This is a genomic window from Kitasatospora sp. NPDC036993, from assembly GCF_055607525.1.
This window is the reverse complement of record NZ_JBVJRP010000011.1, coordinates 108,227-130,553: the sequence shown is the minus strand read 5'-3', so window position 1 is coordinate 130,553 and position 22,327 is coordinate 108,227. Positions and strand designations below refer to the sequence as shown.

Genomic DNA, 22,327 nt, shown 5'->3' with positions numbered 1-22,327 from the left:
TCATTCGAGCCCCTTCGCCGCGGATTCGCATCCGCGGACGGGCTCCCGGGATGGATTCGCAGGCAACCATGATCGGCTTCCATGACGATCCGGTTTCGCCGCTGTTTCAGGCCGCGGACGGTTGGGCACAATCGTCGGGACGCGCACTGTGGCGCGTCCCCTCACACACCCTCTGACCTGCGCGTCATTCCGCCATGTGGACGGGATATTTCGCTTCTCAGGATCACGGGCATCATGTAACTTGCACCATCGCATCAGGGCCAACGTCGTCCCTCCTTGCATCAACTTGCCGAAAGACGACGACGGGAGAGCCGATGCTGTCTGCATCCATGCACTCCGCCAACGAGCACCAGGCCGGCGCCGCCCGCCGGCCGTACGCGCTCGTGCCGGATGCGCGACCTGCTGCTCAGGGCCTGTACGACCCGCGAAACGAGCACGACGCCTGTGGCGTCGGTTTCGTCGCCACGCTGACCGGCATCGCCGACCACACCATCGTCGAGCAGGCGCTGAACGTCCTGCGCAACCTGGAGCACCGCGGCGCCACCGGCGCCGATCCGGACTCCGGTGACGGCGCGGGCATCCTGACCCAGATCCCGGACGCCTTCCTGCGCGGGAAGGTCGCCTTCGAGCTCCCGGCGGCCGGGTCCTACGCCGTCGGCATCGCGTTCCTGCCGGACGAGGACGAGACCTGCGCGGCCGCCGTCGCCCGGATCGAGGCGATCGCGCTGGAGGAGGGGCTGACCGTCCTCGGCTGGCGCGACGTCCCGGTCACCCCGGACCTGCTCGGGGCCACCGCGCGCAGCGTGATGCCGCGGTTCCGGCAGCTCTTCCTGGCGAAGGCCGGCCTGGCCGGCATCGAGCTGGACCGGGTCGCCTTCGTGGCCCGCAAGCGGTCCGAGCGCGAGGCCGGGGTGTACTTCCCGTCGCTGTCCGCCCGCACCATCGTCTACAAGGGCATGCTGACCACCGGCCAGCTGGAGCCCTTCTTCCCCGACCTGTCGGACCGCACCTACGCGTCCGCGATCGGCCTGGTGCACTCGCGGTTCTCCACCAACACCTTCCCGAGCTGGCCGCTCGCCCACCCGTACCGCTTCGTCGCGCACAACGGCGAGATCAACACGGTCAAGGGCAACCGCAACTGGATGCGGGCCCGGGAGTCCCAGCTCGCCACCGACCTCATCCCCGCCAACGGGAACGGGCAGGGCCTGGAGCGGATCTTCCCGATCTGCACCCCGGACCACTCCGACTCCGCCTCCTTCGACGAGGTCCTGGAGCTGCTCCACCTCGGCGGCCGCTCGCTGCCGCACTCGGTGCTGATGATGATCCCGGAGGCGTGGGAGAACCACGCCACCATGGACCCGGCCCGCCGCGCGTTCTACCAGTACCACTCCAACCTGATGGAGCCCTGGGACGGCCCGGCCTGCGTCACCTTCACCGACGGCATCCGGATCGGTGCCGTGCTCGACCGCAACGGCCTGCGCCCGGCCCGGTACTGGATCACCGAGGACGGCCTGGTCGTCCTCTCCTCCGAGGTCGGCGTGCTCGACATCGACCAGGAGAAGGTCGTCAGGAAGGGCCGCCTCCAGCCCGGCCGGATGTTCCTGGTGGACACCGTCGAGGGCCGGATCGTCGAGGACGAGGAGATCAAGTCCGCCCTCGCCGCCGAGCACCCGTACGAGGAGTGGGTGGACGGCGGGCAGATCCAGCTCGCCAAGCTGCCCGAGCGCGAGCACATCGCGCACACCCACGCCTCCGTCACCCGCCGCCAGCAGACCTTCGGCTACACCGAGGAGGAGCTGCGGGTCATCCTCGCGCCGATGGCGCGGACCGGCGGCGAGGCGCTCGGCTCGATGGGCACCGACTCGCCGATCGCCGCGCTGAGCGAGAAGCCGCGCCTGCTGTTCGACTACTTCGTGCAGCTCTTCGCGCAGGTCACCAACCCGCCGCTGGACGCCATCCGCGAGGAGCTGGTCACCTCGCTGCTGTCCAACCTCGGCCCGGAGGGCAACCTGCTGGCCGCCGAGGCCGCCGCCTGCCGCTCCGTCGGCATCACCTTCCCGGTGATCGACAACGACGAGCTGGCCAAGCTCGTCCACATCAACGCGGACGGCGACCAGCCCGGCCTCAAGGCCGTCACGCTCTCCGGTCTGTACAAGGTCGCCGCCGGCGGCGAGGGCCTGGCCTCCCGGCTGGCCGCGATCGCCGCCGAGGCCGACGCCGCCATCGCCGACGGCGCCCGGATCATCGTGCTCTCCGACCGGCACTCGGACGCCGAGCACGCGCCGATCCCCTCGCTGCTGCTCACCTCCGCCGTCCACCACCACCTCATCCGCACCAAGCAGCGCACCCAGGTGTCGCTGCTGGTCGAGGCCGGCGACGTCCGCGAGGTGCACCACGTCGCGCTGCTGATCGGCTACGGCGCGGGTGCCGTCAACCCGTACCTGGCGATGGAGTCGGTCGAGGACCTGGTCGCCCAGGGGGTCTTCATCGAGGGCGTCGAGCCCGAGAAGGCGATCAAGAACCTGATCAAGGCGCTCGGCAAGGGCGTGCTCAAGGTCATGTCCAAGATGGGCATCTCGACCGTCGCCTCCTACCGCGGCGCCCAGGTCTTCGAGGCCATCGGCCTCTCCCAGGACCTCGTCGACGGCTACTTCGCCGGCACCACCACCAAGCTCGGCGGCATCGGCCTGGAGGAGCTCGCCAGGGAGACCGCCGCCCGGCACGCCAAGGCGTACCCCGCCTCCGGCATCCCGGCCGCGCACCGCGCGCTGGAGATCGGCGGCGAGTACCAGTGGCGCCGCGAGGGCGAGCCGCACCTGTTCGACCCGGACACCGTCTTCAGGCTCCAGCACGCCACCCGCAACCGCCGGTACGACATCTTCAAGCAGTACACGGACCGGGTGAACGAGCAGTCCGAGCGGCTGATGACGCTGCGCGGCCTGTTCCGGCTGAACGGGCTCGGGCAGGAGCCGATCCCGGTCGAGGAGGTCGAGCCGGTCTCCGAGATCGTCAGGCGCTTCTCCACCGGAGCCATGTCGTACGGCTCGATCTCGCGCGAGGCGCACGAGACGCTGGCCATCGCGATGAACCGCCTCGGCGGCAAGTCCAACACCGGCGAGGGCGGCGAGGACCCGGACCGGCTGTACGACCCGGAGCGCCGCTCGGCGATCAAGCAGGTCGCCTCCGGCCGGTTCGGCGTCACCTCCGAGTACCTGGTCAACGCGGACGACATCCAGATCAAGATGGCCCAGGGCGCCAAGCCCGGCGAGGGCGGCCAGCTGCCCGGCCACAAGGTGTACCCGTGGGTCGCCAGGACCCGGCACTCCACCCCGGGCGTCGGCCTGATCTCGCCGCCGCCGCACCACGACATCTACTCGATCGAGGATCTGGCGCAGCTGATCCACGACCTCAAGAACGCCAACCCGGCGGCCCGCATCCACGTGAAGCTGGTCTCCGAGGTCGGCGTCGGGACGGTCGCGGCGGGTGTGTCCAAGGCGCACGCGGACGTCGTCCTGGTCTCCGGCCACGACGGCGGGACGGGCGCCTCGCCGCTCACCTCGCTGAAGCACGCCGGCGGCCCCTGGGAGCTGGGGCTCGCGGAGACCCAGCAGACGCTGCTGCTGAACGGGCTGCGCGACCGGATCGTGGTGCAGACCGACGGCCAGCTGAAGACCGGCCGCGACGTGGTGATCGCCGCGCTGCTCGGCGCCGAGGAGTTCGGCTTCGCGACCGCCCCGCTGGTGGTCTCCGGCTGCATCATGATGCGCGTCTGCCACCTGGACACCTGCCCGGTCGGCGTCGCCACCCAGAACCCGGTGCTGCGCGAGCGGTTCTCCGGCAAGCCCGAATTCGTGGTCAACTTCTTCGAGTTCATCGCCGAGGAGGTCCGGGAGATCCTGGCCTCGCTGGGCTTCCGCTCGATCGAGGAGGCCGTCGGCCACGCCGAGCACATCGACGCCAGGGCCGCGATCGACCACTGGAAGGCCGCCGGGCTCGACCTGGCTCCGCTGTTCCACGTGCCGGCGCTGCCCGAGGGCGCCGCCAGACACCGCACCACCACCCAGGACCACGCGCTGGACAAGGCCCTGGACAACCAGCTGATCGCACTGGCCGAGGACGCCCTGGAGCGCGGCGAGTCGGTGCGGGTGCAGCTGCCGATCCGCAACGTCAACCGCACCGTCGGCACCATGCTCGGCCACGAGGTGACCAAGCGGTACCGCGGTGAGGGCCTGCCGGAGGGGACCATCGACGTCACCTTCACCGGCTCCGCCGGGCAGTCCTTCGGCGCGTTCCTGCCGCGCGGCGTGACCCTGCGGCTGGAGGGCGACGCCAACGACTACGTCGGCAAGGGCCTCTCGGGCGGCGTGCTCGTCGTCCGCCCGGCCCGCGAGGCCGCGGCCATCGGCAACGACGCGCAGAACCACGTCATCGCCGGCAACACCATCGGCTACGGCGCCACCTCGGGCCGCGTCCACCTGCGCGGCAAGGCCGGCGAGCGCTTCGCCGTCCGCAACTCCGGGGCCACCCTGGTGGTCGAGGGCGTGGGTGACCACGGCCTGGAGTACATGACCGGCGGCCGGGTCGTCGTCCTCGGCGAGACCGGACGCAACCTCGCGGCCGGCATGTCCGGCGGCATCGCGTACGTCCTGGACCTGCGCCCGGCGAACGTCAACGACGGGATGGTGGGCATCGAGGCCCCCACCGCCGCTGACCGCGACTGGCTGCGCGAGACCGTGCAGCAGCACTACGAGGAGACCGGCTCCACCGTCGCCGCCGAGCTCCTGGCGGACTGGGGCAGCGGGGTCTCCCGCTTCTCCAAGATCATGCCGACCGACTACAAGGCAGTGCTCGCCGCCAAGGACGCCGCCGAGCGCGACGGCCTCTCCGAGGCCGAGACCACGCGCAAGATGATGGAGGCGGCAAATGGCTGACCCCAAGGGCTTCCTGACCACGCCCAAGCAGCTGGCCGAGCGCCGCCCGGTCGACGTGCGGATCAAGGACTGGAACGAGGTCTACGTCGAGCGCAGCCTCCTGCCGATCATCACCAAGCAGGCCGGCCGCTGCATGGACTGCGGCATCCCGTTCTGCCACAACGGCTGCCCGCTCGGGAACCTCATCCCCGAGTGGAACGACCTGGCCTACCGGGACGACTTCACCGGTGCCATCGAGCGGCTGCACGCCACCAACAACTTCCCGGAGTTCACCGGCCGCCTGTGCCCGGCTCCCTGCGAGTCCGCGTGCGTCCTCGGCATCAACCAGGACGCGGTGACCATCAAGAACGTCGAGGTCACCATCATCGACAAGGCCTGGGACCGGGGCGGGGTCATCCCGCAGGTGCCGGAACGGCTGTCCGGCAAGACCGTCGCCGTGGTGGGCTCGGGACCGGCCGGCCTCGCCGCCGCCCAGCAGCTCACCAGGGCCGGGCACACCGTGGTGGTGTACGAGCGGGCCGACCGGATCGGCGGGCTGCTGCGCTACGGCATCCCCGAGTTCAAGATGGAGAAGCGCCACATCAACCGCCGCGTCGAGCAGATGCGGGCGGAGGGCACCCGGTTCCGCACCGGCGTGCACGTCGGCGAGGACATCACCGGGCAGCAGCTGCGCGAGCGCTTCGACGCCGTGGTGGTCGCGGCCGGCGCCACGACGGCCCGCGACCTGCCGGTGCCCGGGCGCGAGCTCAAGGGTGTGTACCAGGCCATGGAGTACCTGCCGCTGGCCAACAAGGTGCAGGAGGGCGACTTCGTGGAGTCGCCGATCAGCGCCAAGGGCAAGCACGTGGTCGTGATCGGCGGCGGCGACACCGGCGCGGACTGCGTCGGCACCGCCCACCGGCAGGGGGCGGCCTCCGTCACCCAGCTGGAGATCATGCCGCGGCCCGGCGAGGACCGGCCCGGGAACCAGCCGTGGCCGACCATGCCGATGACGTACAAGGTCACCTCCGCGCACGAGGAGGGCGGCGAGCGGATCTACTCCGTCAGCACCACCCACTTCGCCGGTGACGAGGACGGCAACGTCCAGGAACTGCACCTGGTCGAGGTCGAGTTCAGGGACGGCCGGTTCGAGCCCGTCCCGGGCACCGAGCGGGCCGTCCCCGCCCAGCTCGTCACCCTGGCCATGGGCTTCACCGGGACGGACGTGCGCAACGGGCTGGTCGAGCAGCTGGGAGCGGACCTCGACGCGCGCGGTAACATTGCCCGCGATGGCCGGTTCGCCACCAATGTCGATGGCGTGTACGTCTGCGGAGACGCCGGCCGTGGCCAGTCACTGATCGTCTGGGCCATCGCGGAGGGCCGTTCGGCCGCTGCCGCGGTGGACTCGTACCTGGGCGGCAAGACCCCGCTTCCCGCTCCGATCCGACCCACGGACCGCCCCCTGGTGGTCTGACGGCCGACGGTCCGACCGGCCCCACCGAACCCCCGGCGCCGCATCGCCGGGAGCTCAACCCGCTGCCCCCGCCAGTGTCGCCGGGCCAACGCGGTCTCCTGGCGCCTGCCCTCTTCCCCGACCAGTTGGAGGGCGGGCGCCGTCGCGTGCCCTGACGGTGGCGGCGCCGGGAGCGGTCGAGCACCTCGGGGTCCGGGACTTCGAGGCCCGGAACTTCGGGGCCGGGAACTTTCGGGGCCCTGAGCTGCGGGGCCCGGACGTACGGTGGCCGGCAGTGGCCGGAGTCGTCCGTGGCCCCGGCGGTTCCCCGGCAGCGGGCTGTTGTTCGTCGGTGCCAGGTGGCAGACTGCGGCCGACGGCCGGGGGGCTGGGCGAGTGCGGAGGGTGACTTCGATGGGCACGACTCAGGCAGGCGGGGGCGCCACCGTACGGCGTCTGCTGCTCGGCACCCAGCTGCGCAAGCTCCGCGAGGCCAGAGGCGTCAGCCGGGAGGAGGCCGGGTACTCGATCCGGGCCTCCGAGTCGAAGATCAGCCGGATGGAACTCGGCCGGGTCGGCTTCAAGGAGCGTGACGTGGCCGACCTGCTGACCCTGTACGGGGTCGAGGCCGAGCCGGAGCGGGCCACCGTGCTCGGGCTGCTGCGCGACGCCAACGCCAGCTCCTGGTGGCACGAGTACGGGGACGTGCTGCCCGGCTGGTTCCAGAACTACCTCGGGCTGGAGGAGGCCGCGGCCGAGATCCGCAGCTACGAGGTCCAGTTCGTCCACGGGCTGTTGCAGACCGCCGACTACGCCCGGGCCGTGGTCACCGCCGGCTGCCACGCCAACGGTCCGGAGGAGATCGAGCGCAGGGTCGACGTACGCCTCAAGCGGCAGGGGGTGCTCACCGGGGAGCGGGCGCCGCGGCTGGTCGCCGTGCTGGACGAGGCCGCGCTGCGCCGGCCCTGGGGCGGTCCCGGGTTGATGCGCGGCCAGCTGGACCGGCTGCTGGAGCTCGGCGAGCTGCCCAACGTCCGGCTCCAGGTGCTGCCGCTGGGCAACGCCGGACTGAGCGCGGAGAGCGGCGCGTTCACCGTCCTGGGCTTCGCCGAGGCCGAGCTGGCGGACGTGGTGTACCTGGAGCAGTTCACCACCGCGCTCTACCTCGACAAGCCGACCGAGGTGGCCGAGTACCGGCAGGCGATGGACGACCTGGTCGCCGACAGCCTGAGCCCGGAACTGACCCGCGATCTTCTGTACGCGGTGCGCCAGGAGCTGTAATACGTCAGTACGATGATGTCTCATCAGGTCGGTGCATGAGAGGGATCAGATGTCGTACTTCTCCGAGTTGGCGCTGCAGTACATCGACGGCGAGTGGCGCACGGGCAGCGGCTCCTGGGACATCGTCGACGTCGATCCCTACACCGGGGACAAGCTCGCCACCATCACCGTCGCCACCGTCGCCGAGGTCGACCTGGCCTACCGCGCGGCCCAGCGCGCCCAGAAGGAGTGGGCCGCCACCAACCCGTACCAGCGGCGGCTGGTCTTCGAGCGGGCGCTGCGGCTTCTGGAGGAGTGGGAGCCGGAGATCGTCGGGGCGATCATGGCGGAGCTCGGCGGCACCGCGCTGAAGGCGGGCTTCGAACTGTCGCTGGTCAAGGACCTGCTGCGGGACTGCCTGTACCAGTCCGTGGCCCCCGAGGGCCGGCTGCTGACCTCGCCCGCCCAGGGCCGGGAGAACCGGCTCTACCGGCTGCCGGTCGGCGTGGTCGGCGTGATCAGCCCGTTCAACTTCCCGCTGTACCTGGCGCTCAAGGCCGTCGCCCCGGCGCTCGCGCTCGGCAACGGCGTCGTCCTCAAGCCGCACCAGGAGACCCCGGTGGTCGGCGGCGGGCTGATCGCCAAGCTCTTCGAGGAGGCGGGCCTGCCGCCCGGCCTGCTGAACGTGGTGATCACGGACATCGCCGAGGTCGGCGACGCCTTCCTGGAGCACCCGGTGCCCAAGGTGATCTCGTTCACCGGCTCCGACAAGGTCGGCCGGCACGTCGCCACCGTCGCCGCAGGCCACTTCAAGCGGACGGTCCTGGAGCTCGGCGGCAACAGCGCGCTGATCGTGCTGGACGACGCGGACGTGGACCACGCCGTGGACGCGGCGGTGTTCAGCCGCTTCGTCCACCAGGGGCAGGTCTGCATGTCGGCGAACCGGGTGCTGGTGGACCGCGCCGTCGAGGCCGAGTTCACCGAGAAGTTCGTCGCCAAGGTGGCCTCGCTCGTCGTCGGCGACCCGAGGGACCCGGCCACCCACATCGGCCCGCTGATCAACCCCGTCCAGGCCGACGCCCTCGACGCCCAGGTCGACCAGGCCGTCGCGGCCGGCGCCACCGCGCTGCTGCGCGGCACCACGGTCGGCAGCCTGATGGCGCCGACGGTGCTCACCGGCCTCGCGGAGGACGCGCCGATCCTGCGCAACGAACTCTTCGGCCCGATCGTGCTGCTGGTGCCCTTCGACGGCGAGGACGAGGCCGTGCGGCTCGCCAACGACTCGCCGTTCGGGCTCAGCGGGGCGGTGCACACCGGCAACGTCGAGCGCGGCGTGAAGGTCGCCCAGCGGGTCGAGACCGGCATGATCCACGTCAACGGCGGCACCATCGCCGACGAGCCGGGCGTGCCCTTCGGCGGCGAGAAGAACTCCGGCGTCGGCCGCCTCAACGGCGAGGCCACGGTGGACGCCTTCACCACCGTGAAGTGGATCTCCGTCCAGCACGAGCGCGCGGTCTTCCCCTTCTGATCCGGTTCCGATCCGGTTCCGATCCGGGGACGTCGAATGTGCGGGCCTCCCGGCGGGTGCCGCCGGGAGGCCCGTGGCACTCGACCGTTCAGGCCGGGTAGCGGACCAGGGCGTCGGTGGCGAGCGTGAAGTCGAAGGGGGCCGGGACCGGGACCGGGTCCCCGAACCTGCCGCTCCACTGACGGTGGTAGCCGCTGCCGGACGGCTCGGAGTAGAGCGTCAGCTCGCCCTCGCGAGGGTCGATCAGCAGGTACAGCGGGATGGCCATCAGCGGATAGTCGCGGACCTTGCCGACCAGGTCGTTCTCCGGGTTCGACGGGGAGACGATCTCCACGGCGATGGCGGCCTGTTCGGCGGGGACCTGGTTGCCGCCCTCCTCGAGCGCCGAAAGCGGGATGTAGGTCAGGTCGGGGTTGCGCAGCTTGCCGACGTTCGGGGAGGCGAGGTCGGTGTTCTCGCTGGGCATCAGGTCGGCGGGGCGGTGGGCGTCGAACTGCTCGCGCACAAGCAGCAGGTTGCGTTGATGGATCACCGATGGGCCGGCCATCATGATGATCTCGTCGCCGGAGATCTCGATCTTCCAACCGCTGGGAGGCGTCAGACTCTGCGCGTAGGCCAGCAGCCGCGCGTGGCGCTCCGGGATCTGCAACTCGCTCATGGAGCCATTCTTCCACCGGACAGGCCGGAAGGCCGCCGCCCCGACGGGGGCGACGGCCTTCCGGTGGGAGCGTCGGTCAGAAGACCGGCTGGCCGGCGCGGACGAGGCGCCAGGAGTCGGTGAAGAAGTCGGCGGGGTCGATGGTGCCCTTGGCCTTCACCCAGGCGATCATGGTGTTGCGGATCTCGTCGGAGTCCGACCAGATCATCTTGGCCTTGGCGACGTGCGGGAAGTTGCCGCCGCCGTTGGCGCGGTAGTTGTTGACGGCGAGGACGAACTCGGCGGCCGGGTCGATCGGCTTGCCCTGGAAGGACAGGTTGACGATCCGCCGGCCCTTCGGCTGGGCGATGTCGATGTCGTAGCTCAGGCCGTAGACCGAGTCGTAGTTGTAGTCCGGGGTGGCCTCGGCGCCGGTCAGGGTGTCCTTGTCGACCGGGGCGCCCGGGGCGAGCTGGTTGTAGTACTTCACCGAGTACTCAAGGTAGTCCTTGAGCTGGGCGCCCGTCAGGATGCGGGCCTCCAGGGTGTTCTCGTAGATGTACAGGCCCGCGGCGTCGCGCAGCTTCACCTGGCCGGACGGGATCAGGGCGGTGCGGTTGAACGGGGCGGCCTGGGCCAGCACCGGGAGGCCGGCGTACTGCCCGCCCGCCAGTGCCGTCTTGACGGCGTCGGCCTGGACCCTGCCGATCAGGTCGATGATCGGGGTGGCCTTGAAGGGGGCTTCGGCGATCGACAGTGCGATCTTGCTGCTGCCGATGTTCTGGTTGACGTACGCGACGACCTTCTTGTGCTGCCCGGCGATCGCGTCGGTGATCTCCGGGTTCTCCGGCACGGTGTTGGAGTTCAGCAGCCGGGAGGAGACCGAGGAGACCTTCCAGGCACCGCCCGCGAACTCGGCCTCGAAGTCGAAGCAGGTCAGCCGCTGGCCGTAGCAGAGCGGCTCGGAGAGCACGACCGTCCTGCCGGTCTTCTTGTTGACGACCAGGCGCTGGGCGATCTCCTTGTGGGCGTGGCCGACCAGCACCGCGTCGATGTCGGGGACGGTCTCCGCCAGGGCCACCGAGGCGTTCTCGGCCCAGGGCAGCTGGTCGCCCCAGGTGGTCGCCTCGTCGCAGCCCGAGTGCGAGGAGACCACGATGACGTCCGCGCCCGCAGCCTTCATCCGCGGCACCCAGGTGGCGGCGGTCTCGACGATGCCGGGGAAGACCATCTTGCCGCTGACGTTGGCCTTGTCCCAGATCGCGATGCCCGGGTTGGTGAGGCCGAGGATGCCGACCCTCAGCGGCCGGCCCTCGCCCAGCCGCAGCTCCTTGATCACGTACGGCTTGAAGGCCGGCTTCTCGTTCTTCGCGTTCAGCGCGTTGGCGCCCAGCAGCGGGAACTCCAGCTGGTCCTGGTAGGCCTTCAGGAGCGGGATGCCGTAGTTGAACTCGTGGTTGCCGAGCGCGGCGGCGTCGTACTCCATGAGGTTCATGGCGACGGCCATCGGGTGGTCCGGCACGGTGTCGGCCTCGGTGTCGATCGACTCGATCCGGGCGTAGTAGTAGGACAGCTGGGTGCCCTGGATGGTGTCACCGGAGTCGATGAGCAGGCAGCGGTTCCAGCCCTTCTCCTCGCGCACCTGGTTGGCCAGGGTGGAGATCTTGGCGAGGCCGACCGCGTTGTGGGCCTTGTCGGTGTACTCGGCGTCGGTGAAGTAGTCCCAGTTGAGCACCCGGCCGTGCAGGTCGGTGGTGCCCATGACGGTGAAGGCCTGGGTGCGCGGCTTGCGCTGCGGACCCTTGGCGGCCGCCGTGTCCGGCTGGGCGGCCGCGGCGGAGGGGGCGGCGGCCAGGGCGGCGCCACCGGCCAGGGCGGCGCCGGCGGCGGTGGCGGCGGACCGGGTGACGAAGTCACGGCGGTTCAGGGGCATGGACGACTCTCCCGAGTGGGGCGACGGCGGATGGGCCGTCAACTGGTGTTCGTGAGCAGGTGCGCGTGAGCTTGCGCGCGTGCACGCGGCGACGCGTCGACGCGCGTAGAAGGACGCGCGTAGAAGTGTGCCGTGCGGGCCGGGCCGCTGGGTAGCCCCCGAACGTGTCCAGGAGGTGAGATCTTGGCGACTCGTTCGTGACGGGGGCGGGGGAGGTGCGCGGTGGTAATGGGCCGGCCCGCCGGCGACGGATCAGGACAGGTCGCCCACCAGCCGGCCGACCTCCGCGGCCAGTTCGGCCGCCGGGTCCGGCGTGCCCGGGCCCGCCCAGGGCTGCCAGGTCCGCGCCCGCAGGTAGCCGGCCACCGCGACCGGCAGCCGGTGCCGGACGATCCGCTCGGCCACCGGCCCGGGGCCGGCCGCGCGCAGCGCCGCCACCAGGGCGTCCACCTCGGCGGAGGGCGGCAGCGGCACGGTCTCCAGGTAGGCGGCCAGCGCCTCCAGCTCCGGGTCCGGCACGGGAACGGGCGCAGGAGGCGGGGGCTCCACGGGTTCCCGTACGGGCGGTACGGGGGCCTCGGGCGGCTCGGGCCGCCCGGCCGGGAGCGGCCGCGGGGGCGTCGGGCCTGGCGTCAGCAGCGCGCCCGCCCCGTACAGCGCGGCCACCACCCCCGGCCACCAGGCCCCGCCCAGGCCGGCGAAGTGCAGCCCCAGCCCGGCCGCGCCACCCGCGCAGCCGACCAGGTTCTTGGGCGACTCCAGGTAGCGCAGCAGCCGGGAGCCGAATCCGTCACTGGTAGCCACGGATCTCCTCGAACACCCCGTCCAGCGAGCCCGTCCCGTCGAACAGCTTGCCGCCGCTCAGGTCCGCGATCCCCTGGAGCTGGCCCACCGCCGCCTCCCCGAACTTGATCGGGAACACCGGGATCCGCTTCTCCGCGGCCGGCAGCGCGTCGTGGAAGCGCTTGAAGTCGCCGTCCGAGGCACCGGCGTTGCTCTCCCCGTCGGTCATCAGCACGATCGAGGTGAACCGGTCGTCACCGGCCGCCGCCTGCTGGCGCTCGATCACCCGGTACGCCTCCTCCAGCGAGGAGTACACCGCCGTCCCGCCCGAGGCGGCCAGCGACTGCACGTCCGCGTCGATGGACGCCAGCTCCGCCTCCGGGCCCGGCCGGCTGCCCGAGGGCGGCACCACGTGGGTCTTGGTCCACTTCACCGCGGAGGCGAAGGAGAGCAGCGTGATCTCCTCGCGGTCCCGGAAGCGGCGCACCCCGCGGGTGTCGTCCGCCCCGGTCAGCCGGCCCAGGGCCGACTTCAGGGCGGCGATCCGCGAGCCCTCCATCGAGCCCGAGGTGTCCAGCACGTACACCGTCCTGGACGGGCGGCGCAGCTCGTTCTGGTACGCGGCCAGCAGCCCGTCCGCGACCTGCCTGGTGCCGGGGAACGGCAGTTCCCTGCGGCGGTCCGAGGGCAGCCCGGCGGCGGGGGCGACGCCCGCCGTCGCGGGGCGGCGCAGCGTGGTCTCGGAGATGCGTTTCTGCACGTCCTCCTTGAGCAGGTACGAGGTCAGCCGCTGGAACGCGTCGCGCTGGTCCGCCGACGCGGCGGACATCAGCGAGAGCGGGTAGTCCGCGGACACCACGCCGTCCAGCGGCCGCACCACCGTCAGCTGCTGCTGCGGCGGCAGCGTCCTGTTCAGCGACAGCAGCACCGACTCGTAGTTCACCAGCGCGCCCACCACGCCCGACTCGGCCCGGGTGTACGCCTGCGCCAGCCAGCCGGAGGAGCCCGAGGTCAGCTTCTGGCCCTTGAAGAACTCCTTCAGCTGCGGCGTGGCCTTCTGCACGTCCGCGTCGGACAGCGCCGCGCCGGCGCCGGAGAAGGCCGAGGCCACCGCGACCAGGGTGGAGAAGCCCGAGTTGGAACGCGACGGGTCGGCCATCCCGTACGGCAGCTTGCCGGCCGCGGCCGCCTCGCCGACCTGCGCCCAGGTGACCTTGGAGCCGTCGCCCCAGCCGAGTTCCCCGAGCACCGAGGAGCGCACCCCGATCGCCACCGGCGAGACCATCACCGGGGTCTCGGAGACCACCTTGGACCGGCCGGCCGGATCGAGCCGCAGGTACTGGTTGGACGGGAACCACACGGCGTCGTACTTGCCGTCGGCCCGGCCCGAGGAGACGGTGTCGGCGCCGTCGACGGAGCCCGTCCAGGAGAACTGCACCGTCACCCCGGTGGCCTTCCTGGCGTCCTCCAGGACCGGTGCCAGGTCCTGGAGTTCACTGCCGGCCAGGACGCGCAGCACCCCGGCGCGGGCCGTCGGGGCCGGCGGGTCGCTGGGGCCGGGGCGGGGGTCGTCGCCGCCGGAGGTGCAGGCGGTCACGGCGGCGAGAGCGGCCGTCAGGGCCACGGCGAGCCGGCTGTGGCGCTTGGTGCGGAGGGTCACTTCACACTCCCGGTCTTCGCCGCGGTGGTGAGCTTCTTCATGTACTCGAGCGAGGGCACCGGAGCCAGGGCCAGCCCCGCGGACCGGACGTCCTGGACGAACTTCGGCTGCTTGCCCCGCACCTCGTTCCAGAACAGGTCGGGCTCGGTGTCCGGGTGCAGGCCGAACCTGGCCTCCAGCTTGCGCAGCTCAGGGCTGTTCACCAGCGCGTCGGCCAGTTTCTGGCCGTCGGGCGTCCTGGCCACCAGGGTGTGGTCCGTCTTGATCGTGGTGGTCGGGTACATCACCACCATGTCCCCGATCTCCTTGCCCTGGATCGGCAGGGCGGCCGCCTGCGACTCGTACGCGAAGACCATCGTGTTGACCCCCGCGCCGAACTCCCGGAACGGCCCGTCACTGCTGACCTTCTGCAGCCCCTGGAACCGGTTCGCGTCGTACACGACGCCCTTGACGGCGTTCAGGCCCGCGTCGTCGGACACCACCTTCTTGCCGTTCGCGAGGTAGGACAGGACCGCCAGGTACAGGGCGCCCGAGGAGGAGCTCTCCGGATCCGTGGTCGACACGTACATCGTGCCGGCCAGCTCCGGGTGCTTGGCCGCGTCCGTCAGCGTCTCCCACTGCCGGCCGCCCTGCTTCAGGGCCTCCACGTACTTGTCCATGTTGAACGTCCAGACGCCCGAATCGTTCACGGCGGCAAGGTCGTTGGCCTTCAGCACGTCCGCCACCGACTGGTGCGTGACGATCACCAGCGGGGAGTAGAACTGCACCCGCGGCGAGTCCTTCTGCTGCCAGTCCCGCTGGATGGCCAGCGCCGGCGCGCTGCTCGCCGGGAAGGCGAAGTCCAGGTTCGGGGTGTTCCTCGCCTGCTCGTCCATCGTCCAGGAGCCGGTCGGCACCGCCTTGACCACCAGGCCCTGCCTCTTCAACTCGGCCTTGACGTCGGGGTTGTCGAAGAAGTCACGCTTCTCCGAGCCGATCAGGCCGGTGACGGTGACGGTCTTGGTGTCCTTCGGGTCGGGGATCAGCGCGTAGGCCACCCCGCCCAGCAGGGCCAGGGCCGCCACCACGCTCAGTGCGCGTTTCATGCCGAACGCTTCCCCCTCGTCCGCTACTTCGTCCGGGTGGTCGCCCGGCGAGCCCGGGCAGTCACCCGTGGGTGACGAGCGTCTCGCCGGGCGGGGAGCGGTGACGGAAGCACCGGTGAACCGGGGGTGAACACCCCTTCACGGAATCGCATCGACCGCGGCTCCGGGAGCGGCGCGGGAGTGGTGCGGCGGGGGCGTGGAACGGGGCGCTCGCACGGTGGTCCGAGGATGTGTCAGATTGTTCAACTCGCCTTACGGCAACGGTCATCCCGCAGTCCGGACCCGCGTCGTGGTTACGCGCCGGTAATGCCTAGTCTCAGCACTATGCGCCGAGCAAAAATCGTCTGTACCCTCGGGCCCGCCACCGACTCGTACGACCAGATCAAGTCCCTGGTCGACGCCGGGATGGACATCGCCCGACTGAACCTCAGCCACGGCTCGCACGCCGAGCACGAGGAACGCTACCGCCGCGTCCGCAAGGCCGCCGACGAGACCGGCCGCAGCGTCGGCATCCTCGCCGACCTTCAAGGCCCGAAGATCCGGCTCGACACCTTCGCCCACGGGCCGGTACTTCTCGAACGCGGCGACGAGTTCACCATCTCCACCGACAAGGGCGTCGTGGGGGACAAGGACGGCTGCGGAACCACCTACGCCGGACTCGCCGGGGACGTCAGCCGCGGCGAGCGCATCCTGGTCGACGACGGCCGGGTCACCCTGGAGGTCGTCGCCGTCGACGGGCCGCGGGTGCGCTGCCTGGTCATCGAGGGCGGCCTGGTCTCCGACCACAAGGGCCTCAACCTCCCCGGCGTCGCCGTCTCCGTCCCCGCACTCAGCGACAAGGACGTCGCCGACCTGCGGTGGGCGCTGCGGACCGGGGCCGACCTGATCGCCCTCTCCTTCGTCCGCAGCGGGCGGGACATCGAGGACGTCCACCGGATCATGGCGGAGGAGGGGCGTCACGTCCCGGTCATCGCCAAGATCGAGAAGCCGCAGGCGGTGGACGAGCTGGAGTCCGTCGTCGACGCCTTCGACGGGATCATGGTGGCCCGCGGCGACCTGGGCGTGGAGATGCCCCTCGAACAGGTCCCGCTGGTCCAGAAGCGCGCCATCAAGCTCGCCCGCCGCAACGCCAAGCCGGTCATCGTGGCGACCCAGATGCTCGACTCGATGATCAACACCTCCCGGCCGACCCGCGCCGAGGCCTCGGACGTCGCCAACGCCGTGCTGGACGGGACGGACGCGGTGATGCTCTCCGGGGAGACCTCGGTGGGCAAGTACCCGGTCGAGACGGTCAAGACCATGGCCCGGATCGTCGAGGCCGCCGAGAACGACATCCTGGCCGCGGGCCTCCCGCCGCTCACCACCGGCAGCAAGCCGCGGACCCAGGGCGGCGCCGTCGCCCGCGCGGCCGCCGAGATCGGCGACTTCCTGCACGCCAAGTACCTGATCGCCTTCACCCAGTCCGGCGACACCGCGCGCCGGCTGACCCGCTACCGCTCGCCGATCCCGGTGCTCGCCTTCACCTACGAGCCGGCCGTACGGAGCCAACTCGCCCTCACCTGGGGCGTGGAGACCTTCCTCGGCCCGTTCGCCCCGACCACGGACCAGATGGTCGAGCAGGTCGACGCGGCCCTGCTGTCGCTCGGCCGCTGCCAGAAGGGCGACATCGTCGTCATCACGGCAGGCTCCCCGCCCGGCCTGGCGGGCTCCACCAACCTCGTCCGCGTCCATCACGTGGGGACGCTGGACGTCTGACCGCCCTTCGGCGGCGCGGCCCTCCCGGGGGCCGCGCCGCCGTCAGTACTTGGGGCCGATGTGGGCGTCCATCAGGGCGACGGAGTCCTTGCGGGCGACGGAGATGTTGACCCGGCCGGTCGGGCGGGGTACCGCGGCCTTCCACTGGACGCCGACGGCGTCGAGGGTGGCGGTGAAGAGGCCGATGATGTCGGTCGAGGTGTTGGTGAAGAAGTAGCGCGGGTACTCGTAGCGCTTCTTGGTGCCGCCGACGTCCCGGGTCGTCCAGTTGGTGATGCGGCAGCCGTCGGAGTGGATCAGTCCGCGCAGGAACTCCCAGGGGTGGGCGTCGACGATCTCCTGCTGCCAACGGGCCAGGGCTATGGTGCGCTCGTGCTTCTTGCCGGGGCCGTGCTGGGGGAAGAGACAGGTCAGATGATTCGAGTAGACCTTCACGTCGCGACAGCCGGTTCGGCGGACTCGGCAGGGCGTGTTGTGGGGGAGGACCTGGCGCATGGCCTGTTCGGCGGAGTCGATGATGCCGGGCCACTTCTCGTCGCAGGTGATTTGGAGACTCTGGGTCCTGCGGTATTCGTTGGGCAACAGGATATGGCCGTCACCGAGATAGAGGCCGAGAAGATAGGCGTACATCGGGCGGTTCAGTTGGTCGCCGTAGCAGTGCGGGCAGGTGGAGCGTCTGCGTCCGGGAAGTTCGCCTCGCTTTGCCCGGTCCTTGTGCTTCCACGCACCGACCGTGCCCTGAGGTACTCCGAGCCGGCGGGCCACGTCGGCATTGCGAACGCCTCGGCGCAGCAGGTGAACGGCCTCGTCACGGGTGGATCGGACTGCCATGTGGGCGATCTTGAGCGCCCTGCGCCGAACGCGCAGGCGAATGGGATGGTTACCGCCCGAACGGATGAAGATCGCCAACCATCAGGTTGCCCTAAGTGGCTTGTAAATCGAAGGAAGGTACCCCGGGTGGGATTCGAACCCACGCTGTCGGCGGTTTGAGCGCCGTGCCTCTCACCACTGGGCTACCGGGGCATCCACAGTTTCGAAGGTTGCCCCCCGACCCTGCTGGGTTCAAACATACCGTGTCTAGGTACCCTCGTGCATGCAGTACCCCGCCGGAACTAGGAGCCCCGTGAGCACCGCCGACGAGCAGGCGCAGCCGCTTGAGACCGAAACGCCCCAGATCACACGGATTGTGATCGCCGAGGACGAGGCGCTGATCCGTCTCGACCTCAAGGAGATGCTCGAGGAGGAGGGGTACACCGTCGTCGGTGAGGCCGGAGACGGGCAGACGGCGGTGCGGTTGGTGGAGGAGCTGAAGCCGGACCTGGCGATCTTCGACGTGAAGATGCCGGTGCTGGACGGGCTGTCCGCGGCCGAGCAGATCCACGACAAGCACCTGGCGCCGGTGCTGATGCTGACGGCGTTCTCGCAGCGGGAGCTGGTGGACCGGGCGCGGGACGCGGGGGCGATGGCGTACATCGTCAAGCCGTTCTCGAAGTCGGACCTGGTGCCGGCGATCGAGATGGCGGTCTCCCGGTACGCGGAGATGCGGGCGCTGGAGAAGGAGATCGGGGACCTCAGCCAGCGGCTGGAGACCCGGAAGCTGGTGGACCGGGCGAAGGGCGTGCTCCAGACCAAGTTCGGGCTGAACGAGCCGGCCGCCTTCCGGTGGATCCAGAAGACCTCGATGGACCGTCGGATGACGATGGCGGCGGTGGCCGAGGCGGTCATCGAGGAGGGCGAGGCCCAGGACCGCAAGAAGGCGGACGAGGGCACGTCCGAATAGGACCCGTCCGGACAGGGCATGCGCGAAGGGCCCGGCAGAACGTTACCGCCGGGCCCTTTTCGGGTGCGGAAGGCTCAGTCCTCGCCGAGGTAGGCCTTGCGGACGGACTCGTCGTGCAGGAGGTCCGCTCCCGTCCCCGAGAGGACGACGCGGCCGGTCTCCATGACGTAGCCGCGGTCGGAGAGCGAGAGCGCCGCCTGGGCGTTCTGCTCGACCAGCAGGATGGTCGTGCCGGAGGACTTCAGTTCCACGATGGTGGCCATGATCTTCTGCATCATCAGCGGCGAGAGCCCCATCGAGGGCTCGTCCAGCATCAGCAGCTTCGGCCGGGACATCAGAGCCCGTCCCATGGCGAGCATCTGCTGCTCGCCGCCGGAGAGCGTGCCGGCCGCCTGCCGCCGGCGTTCGCCGAGGATCGGGAACAGCTCGTAGGCCCGTTCGACGTCCGCGGTGATGCCGGCGGCGTCGGTGCGCAGGAAGGCGCCGAGGAGGAGGTTCTCCTCGATGGTCATCCGCGGGAAGATGTGCCGGCCCTCGGGGGAGTGGGCGAGGCCGAGTGCGACGATCTTGTGGGCGGGGACGGTGGAGAGGTCCCGGCCGTCGAAGGTGATCCGTCCGGCGGTGGGCTTGAGCAGGCCGGACAGGGTGCGCAGGGTGGTGGTCTTGCCGGCGCCGTTGGTGCCGATCAGGGTGGTGACCTCGCCCTGTTCGACGGTGAAGCCGATGCCCTTGACGGCCTCGATCTTGCCGTAGGCGACGCGGAGGTCCTGGACTTCGAGAAGTGCGGTCACTGGTCGGACTCCGTAACGGCCGGGGTGGTGCCTTCGAGCGGGGCGCCCAGGTAGGCGGTGATGACGCGTTCGTCGTTCTGGACGGTCTCGCGGTCGCCCTCGACGATCTTCTGGCCCTGGACGAGCACCGCGGTGCGGTCGCAGAGGTTGAAGATGAAGCGCATGTCGTGCTCGATGACGAGGACGGAGACGCCCCTGTCGCGGATCGCGAAGACGAGTTCCTCGGCGGCGCGGGTCTCCTGGGGGTTCATGCCGGCGGTGGGCTCGTCGAGCAGCAGCAGGCCGGGTTCGGAGGCGAGGGCGCGGGCGATCTCCAGCTTGCGCTGCTCGCCGTACGGGAGGTTGCGGGCGAGGTGGTCGGCCTTCTCGGCGAGGCCGGTGAACTCCAGGAGTTCCATGGCCCTCTCGCGGCTCTCGGCCTCGGCGCGGTGGTAGCGGGGGCCGCGCAGGACGGCGGAGAAGATGCCCTCCCTGGTGCGGGTGTGCCGGCCGACCAGGACGTTCTCCAGGACGGTCATGTTGGCGAACAGCCGGATGTTCTGGAAGGTGCGGGCGATGCCGGCCTGGGTGACCAGGTGGGGCTTGGGCGGCAGCAGGGTGTCGCGGAAGCGGACGGCGCCCTCGGTGGGGACGTACAGGCCGGTGAGGCAGTTGAAGAAGGTGGTCTTGCCGGCGCCGTTGGGGCCGATCAGACCGATGATCTCGCCTTCGCCGACGGTCAGCGAGACGTCGTTGACCGCGATGAGGCCGCCGAAGCGCATGGTGACGCCGGTGACTTCGAGCAGGGGTGCGGCGGTGGTGGTGGTCATCGGGTCGGTCACGCCCCTGCCTTGGTGAGTGCGGTCGGCTCGCCGGCGGTCTGGGCCGGGATGTCGGCCTCGTGGAACTCCAGCTGCCGGCGACGGTTGGGGATGAGCCCTTCGGGGCGCACCCGCATCAGGAGGATGAGGGCGGCGCCGAAGGCGAGGAGCTGGTAGTCGGCGAGGAACTCGAGCTTCTTCGGGATGAGGAAGAGCAGGGTGGCGCCGGCCAGCGGGCCGCTGATGGTGCCCATGCCGCCGAGGATGACCGCGGCGAGCAGGAAGGCGGAGTTCGGCGGGAGGGCCTCGGCGAAGGTGTACTGGTCGGGGGTGACGGTGTAGCTGACGTGGGCCTGGACGGTGCCGGCCAGGCCGGCCAGCAGGGCGCCGAGGGCGAAGGCGAGCAGCTTGAGCCGGAAGCCGTTGATGCCCATGGCCTCGGCGGCGGTCTCGTCCTCGCGGATGGCGACCCAGGCGCGGCCGATGCGGGAGTTGCCGACGCGGGCGAAGACCAGCACGACCAGCGCGGTGACCAGCAGCATCAGCAGGTAGTAGTTGGAGAACCGGCCGAGTTCGACGCCGAACACGGTGTGCGGGTTGCCGAGGTCGAAGCCGAGGATCTCCAGGTCGGGGATGCGCGGGATGCCGTTGGAGCCGTTGGTGACCTTGGGGCCGGTGGTGCCGTTGAGGTTGAGCATGGTGATGCGGAAGATCTCGCCGAACCCGAGGGTGACGATGGCGAGGTAGTCGCCGCGCAGCCGCAGGGTGGGGGCGCCGATCAGCACGCCGAAGATCATCGAGACCACGGCGCCGGTGAGCATCGCGGCCCAGAACGGGAACTGGACGTGGATGGGCGAGGCGGGGGAGCCGGAGACCAGGGCGGCGGCGTAGGCGCCGACGCCGAGGAAGGCGACGTACCCGAGGTCGAGCAGGCCGGCCAGGCCGACGACGATGTTGAGGCCGAGGGCGACGGTGGCGAAGATCAGGATGTTGGTGGCGACCGAGGTGTACTGGTCGCTGGTCTGGGTGAACGGGAAGCTGGCGGCGGCGGCGAAGGCTGCGCCGGTGGTGACCGGGCGGTGCTTGACGGTCAGCGCGCGCAGCCGGGCGATCAGGCCGGCCCTGGTCAGGGCGGGGACGGCGAGGGCGACGAACAGCAGGTAGCCGGTGAAGAGTTGGCCGTACTCGGTGTCGATGCCGAAGGTGATCGCGAACAGTCCGAGCCCGAAGACGAGGACGATCACCAGCACCTCGGCCCAGGAGGGCAGGGCGCGCGGCGCGGGCAGCGGGCGGTCGATCCGGCCCAGCCGCAGTCCGCTGTTGGCGAGGTGGCCGAGCTGGAGCAGCAGGACCGCGCCGGCGGCGATGACGATCCCGCCGGCCAGGGCGGTCATGACCGGGGCCACCGGCTTGTCCTCGGGGATGGCGTGGGCGCCGAACCAGGCGAGGGGGGCGGCGGGGACGAGCAGGAAGAGGCGCTTGTCGAGAATCCGCAGCGGGACGGCGGTGCGGCGGTCGAGCGGCAGGCCGAGGGCGCCGAGGACGGCGAGCAGGCCGCCGGCGAGGAGTGCCCAGCCGCCGGGTTCGAGGTTGGCGAGGCCGCCGAGGTCGGCGGAGATGGCGGCGGCCGAGTAGACGGCGAGGGTGAGGGCGCCGGTGGCGGCGTACAGCACGGCGTTGTGGCTGCGGGCGGGGGCGGCCCAGCGCAGGCCGGGGACGCCCTGGCCGGCGAGCAGCAGGACCAGGGTGAGCAGGCCGGAGGCGAGGGCGAGCCACTGGAGGCCGGCCGGCGAACCGTAGTAGGTGAGGTCGCCGGGGAAGTCGGAGGTCCAGGTCCAGGCCATGGCGGCGGAGGCGGCGGTGAGGAGGGCGCCGAGGCCGGTGACGGCCGCGGCGGCGCGGGCCGGCAGCGGGACGACCGGGGTCGTCTCGGTGTGGGTGGTGGTCATGGT

At 70.8% G+C, this 22,327-nt stretch carries 15 protein-coding genes and 1 tRNA gene; 6 read left to right on the top strand and 10 right to left on the bottom strand.

What is annotated here, in order from left to right; genetic code table 11:
* The first annotated feature begins 329 nt into the window (after positions 1–329).
* The 4 genes from gltB (at position 330) to ACZ7C5_RS24110 (ending at position 9,151) form a co-directional block, all read left to right on the top strand.
* Positions 330–4,931, top strand: a complete 4,602-nt coding sequence (gltB, locus tag ACZ7C5_RS24125) for a glutamate synthase large subunit (RefSeq protein ID WP_401079785.1) — start codon at positions 330–332, stop codon at positions 4,929–4,931.
* Entirely contained in the window at positions 4,924–6,384 is a 1,461-nt protein-coding gene (locus ACZ7C5_RS24120; protein ID WP_188296917.1) for a glutamate synthase subunit beta, read from the top strand. Before gltB ends, ACZ7C5_RS24120 begins: the two co-directional genes overlap by 8 nt.
* Positions 6,385–6,777: 393 nt before the next feature.
* A complete protein-coding gene (locus ACZ7C5_RS24115) occupies positions 6,778–7,644 on the top strand; it encodes a helix-turn-helix domain-containing protein (RefSeq protein WP_401079138.1) in 867 nt (288 codons plus the stop codon).
* A 49-nt stretch (positions 7,645–7,693) separates the two neighbouring features.
* Positions 7,694–9,151, top strand: a complete 1,458-nt coding sequence (locus ACZ7C5_RS24110) for an aldehyde dehydrogenase family protein (RefSeq protein WP_188296925.1) — start codon at positions 7,694–7,696, stop codon at positions 9,149–9,151.
* 88 nt (positions 9,152–9,239) lie between these two features.
* Here ACZ7C5_RS24110 and ACZ7C5_RS24105 read toward each other — a convergent pair whose 3' ends face one another.
* From ACZ7C5_RS24105 to ACZ7C5_RS24085, 5 genes are all read right to left on the bottom strand, one after another.
* Positions 9,240–9,809: a Uma2 family endonuclease gene (locus ACZ7C5_RS24105; protein ID WP_401079140.1), complete on the bottom strand. Its 570-nt coding sequence runs from the start codon at positions 9,807–9,809 to the stop codon at positions 9,240–9,242.
* Positions 9,810–9,885: 76 nt separating this feature from the next.
* Entirely contained in the window at positions 9,886–11,721 is a 1,836-nt protein-coding gene (locus tag ACZ7C5_RS24100; RefSeq protein WP_401079142.1) for a bifunctional metallophosphatase/5'-nucleotidase, read from the bottom strand.
* 252 nt (positions 11,722–11,973) lie between these two features.
* Positions 11,974–12,525 (bottom strand): hypothetical protein, encoded by a 552-nt coding sequence (locus ACZ7C5_RS24095; RefSeq protein WP_470323449.1) that lies wholly within the window; start codon positions 12,523–12,525, stop codon positions 11,974–11,976.
* A complete protein-coding gene (locus ACZ7C5_RS24090; protein WP_401079146.1) occupies positions 12,512–14,164 on the bottom strand; it encodes an extracellular solute-binding protein in 1,653 nt (550 codons plus the stop codon). The genes ACZ7C5_RS24095 and ACZ7C5_RS24090 overlap by 14 nt, the downstream gene beginning before the upstream one ends.
* Positions 14,161–15,249 (bottom strand): substrate-binding domain-containing protein, encoded by a 1,089-nt coding sequence (locus ACZ7C5_RS24085; protein ID WP_401079148.1) that lies wholly within the window; start codon positions 15,247–15,249, stop codon positions 14,161–14,163. Before ACZ7C5_RS24085 ends, ACZ7C5_RS24090 begins: the two co-directional genes overlap by 4 nt.
* A gap of 324 nt (positions 15,250–15,573) precedes the next feature.
* Between ACZ7C5_RS24085 and pyk the strand changes: the two genes are divergently transcribed.
* Positions 15,574–17,004 carry a pyruvate kinase gene (gene pyk, locus ACZ7C5_RS24080; protein WP_401079150.1) on the top strand — a complete coding sequence of 477 codons (1,431 nt, stop codon included), beginning with the start codon at positions 15,574–15,576 and terminating at the stop codon, positions 17,002–17,004.
* A 42-nt stretch (positions 17,005–17,046) separates the two neighbouring features.
* On the opposite strand, the gene ACZ7C5_RS24075 is transcribed toward pyk, so the two are convergent.
* Together ACZ7C5_RS24075 and ACZ7C5_RS24070 are read right to left on the bottom strand one after the other, a co-directional pair.
* Positions 17,047–17,835, bottom strand: coding sequence for a transposase (locus tag ACZ7C5_RS24075; RefSeq protein WP_401079152.1), 789 nt, complete (start codon positions 17,833–17,835; stop codon positions 17,047–17,049).
* A gap of 118 nt (positions 17,836–17,953) precedes the next feature.
* A tRNA-Leu gene (locus ACZ7C5_RS24070) sits at positions 17,954–18,027 on the bottom strand.
* Between the two features lie 70 nt (positions 18,028–18,097).
* Between ACZ7C5_RS24070 and ACZ7C5_RS24065 the strand changes: the two genes are divergently transcribed.
* Entirely contained in the window at positions 18,098–18,784 is a 687-nt protein-coding gene (locus tag ACZ7C5_RS24065) for an ANTAR domain-containing response regulator (RefSeq protein ID WP_401079154.1), read from the top strand.
* 74 nt (positions 18,785–18,858) lie between these two features.
* Here ACZ7C5_RS24065 and ACZ7C5_RS24060 read toward each other — a convergent pair whose 3' ends face one another.
* Genes ACZ7C5_RS24060 through ACZ7C5_RS24050 form a run of 3 tightly spaced genes read right to left on the bottom strand, consistent with a single transcriptional unit; the run spans position 18,859 to position 22,324 of the window.
* Entirely contained in the window at positions 18,859–19,575 is a 717-nt protein-coding gene (locus ACZ7C5_RS24060; RefSeq protein ID WP_401079156.1) for an ABC transporter ATP-binding protein, read from the bottom strand.
* Entirely contained in the window at positions 19,572–20,384 is an 813-nt protein-coding gene (locus ACZ7C5_RS24055; RefSeq protein WP_401079787.1) for an ABC transporter ATP-binding protein, read from the bottom strand. The genes ACZ7C5_RS24060 and ACZ7C5_RS24055 overlap by 4 nt, the downstream gene beginning before the upstream one ends.
* An 8-nt stretch (positions 20,385–20,392) precedes the next feature.
* Complete coding sequence (locus tag ACZ7C5_RS24050) at positions 20,393–22,324, bottom strand: branched-chain amino acid ABC transporter permease (protein WP_470323491.1); 1,932 nt, start codon at positions 22,322–22,324, stop codon at positions 20,393–20,395.
* Positions 22,325–22,327 lie beyond the last annotated feature (3 nt).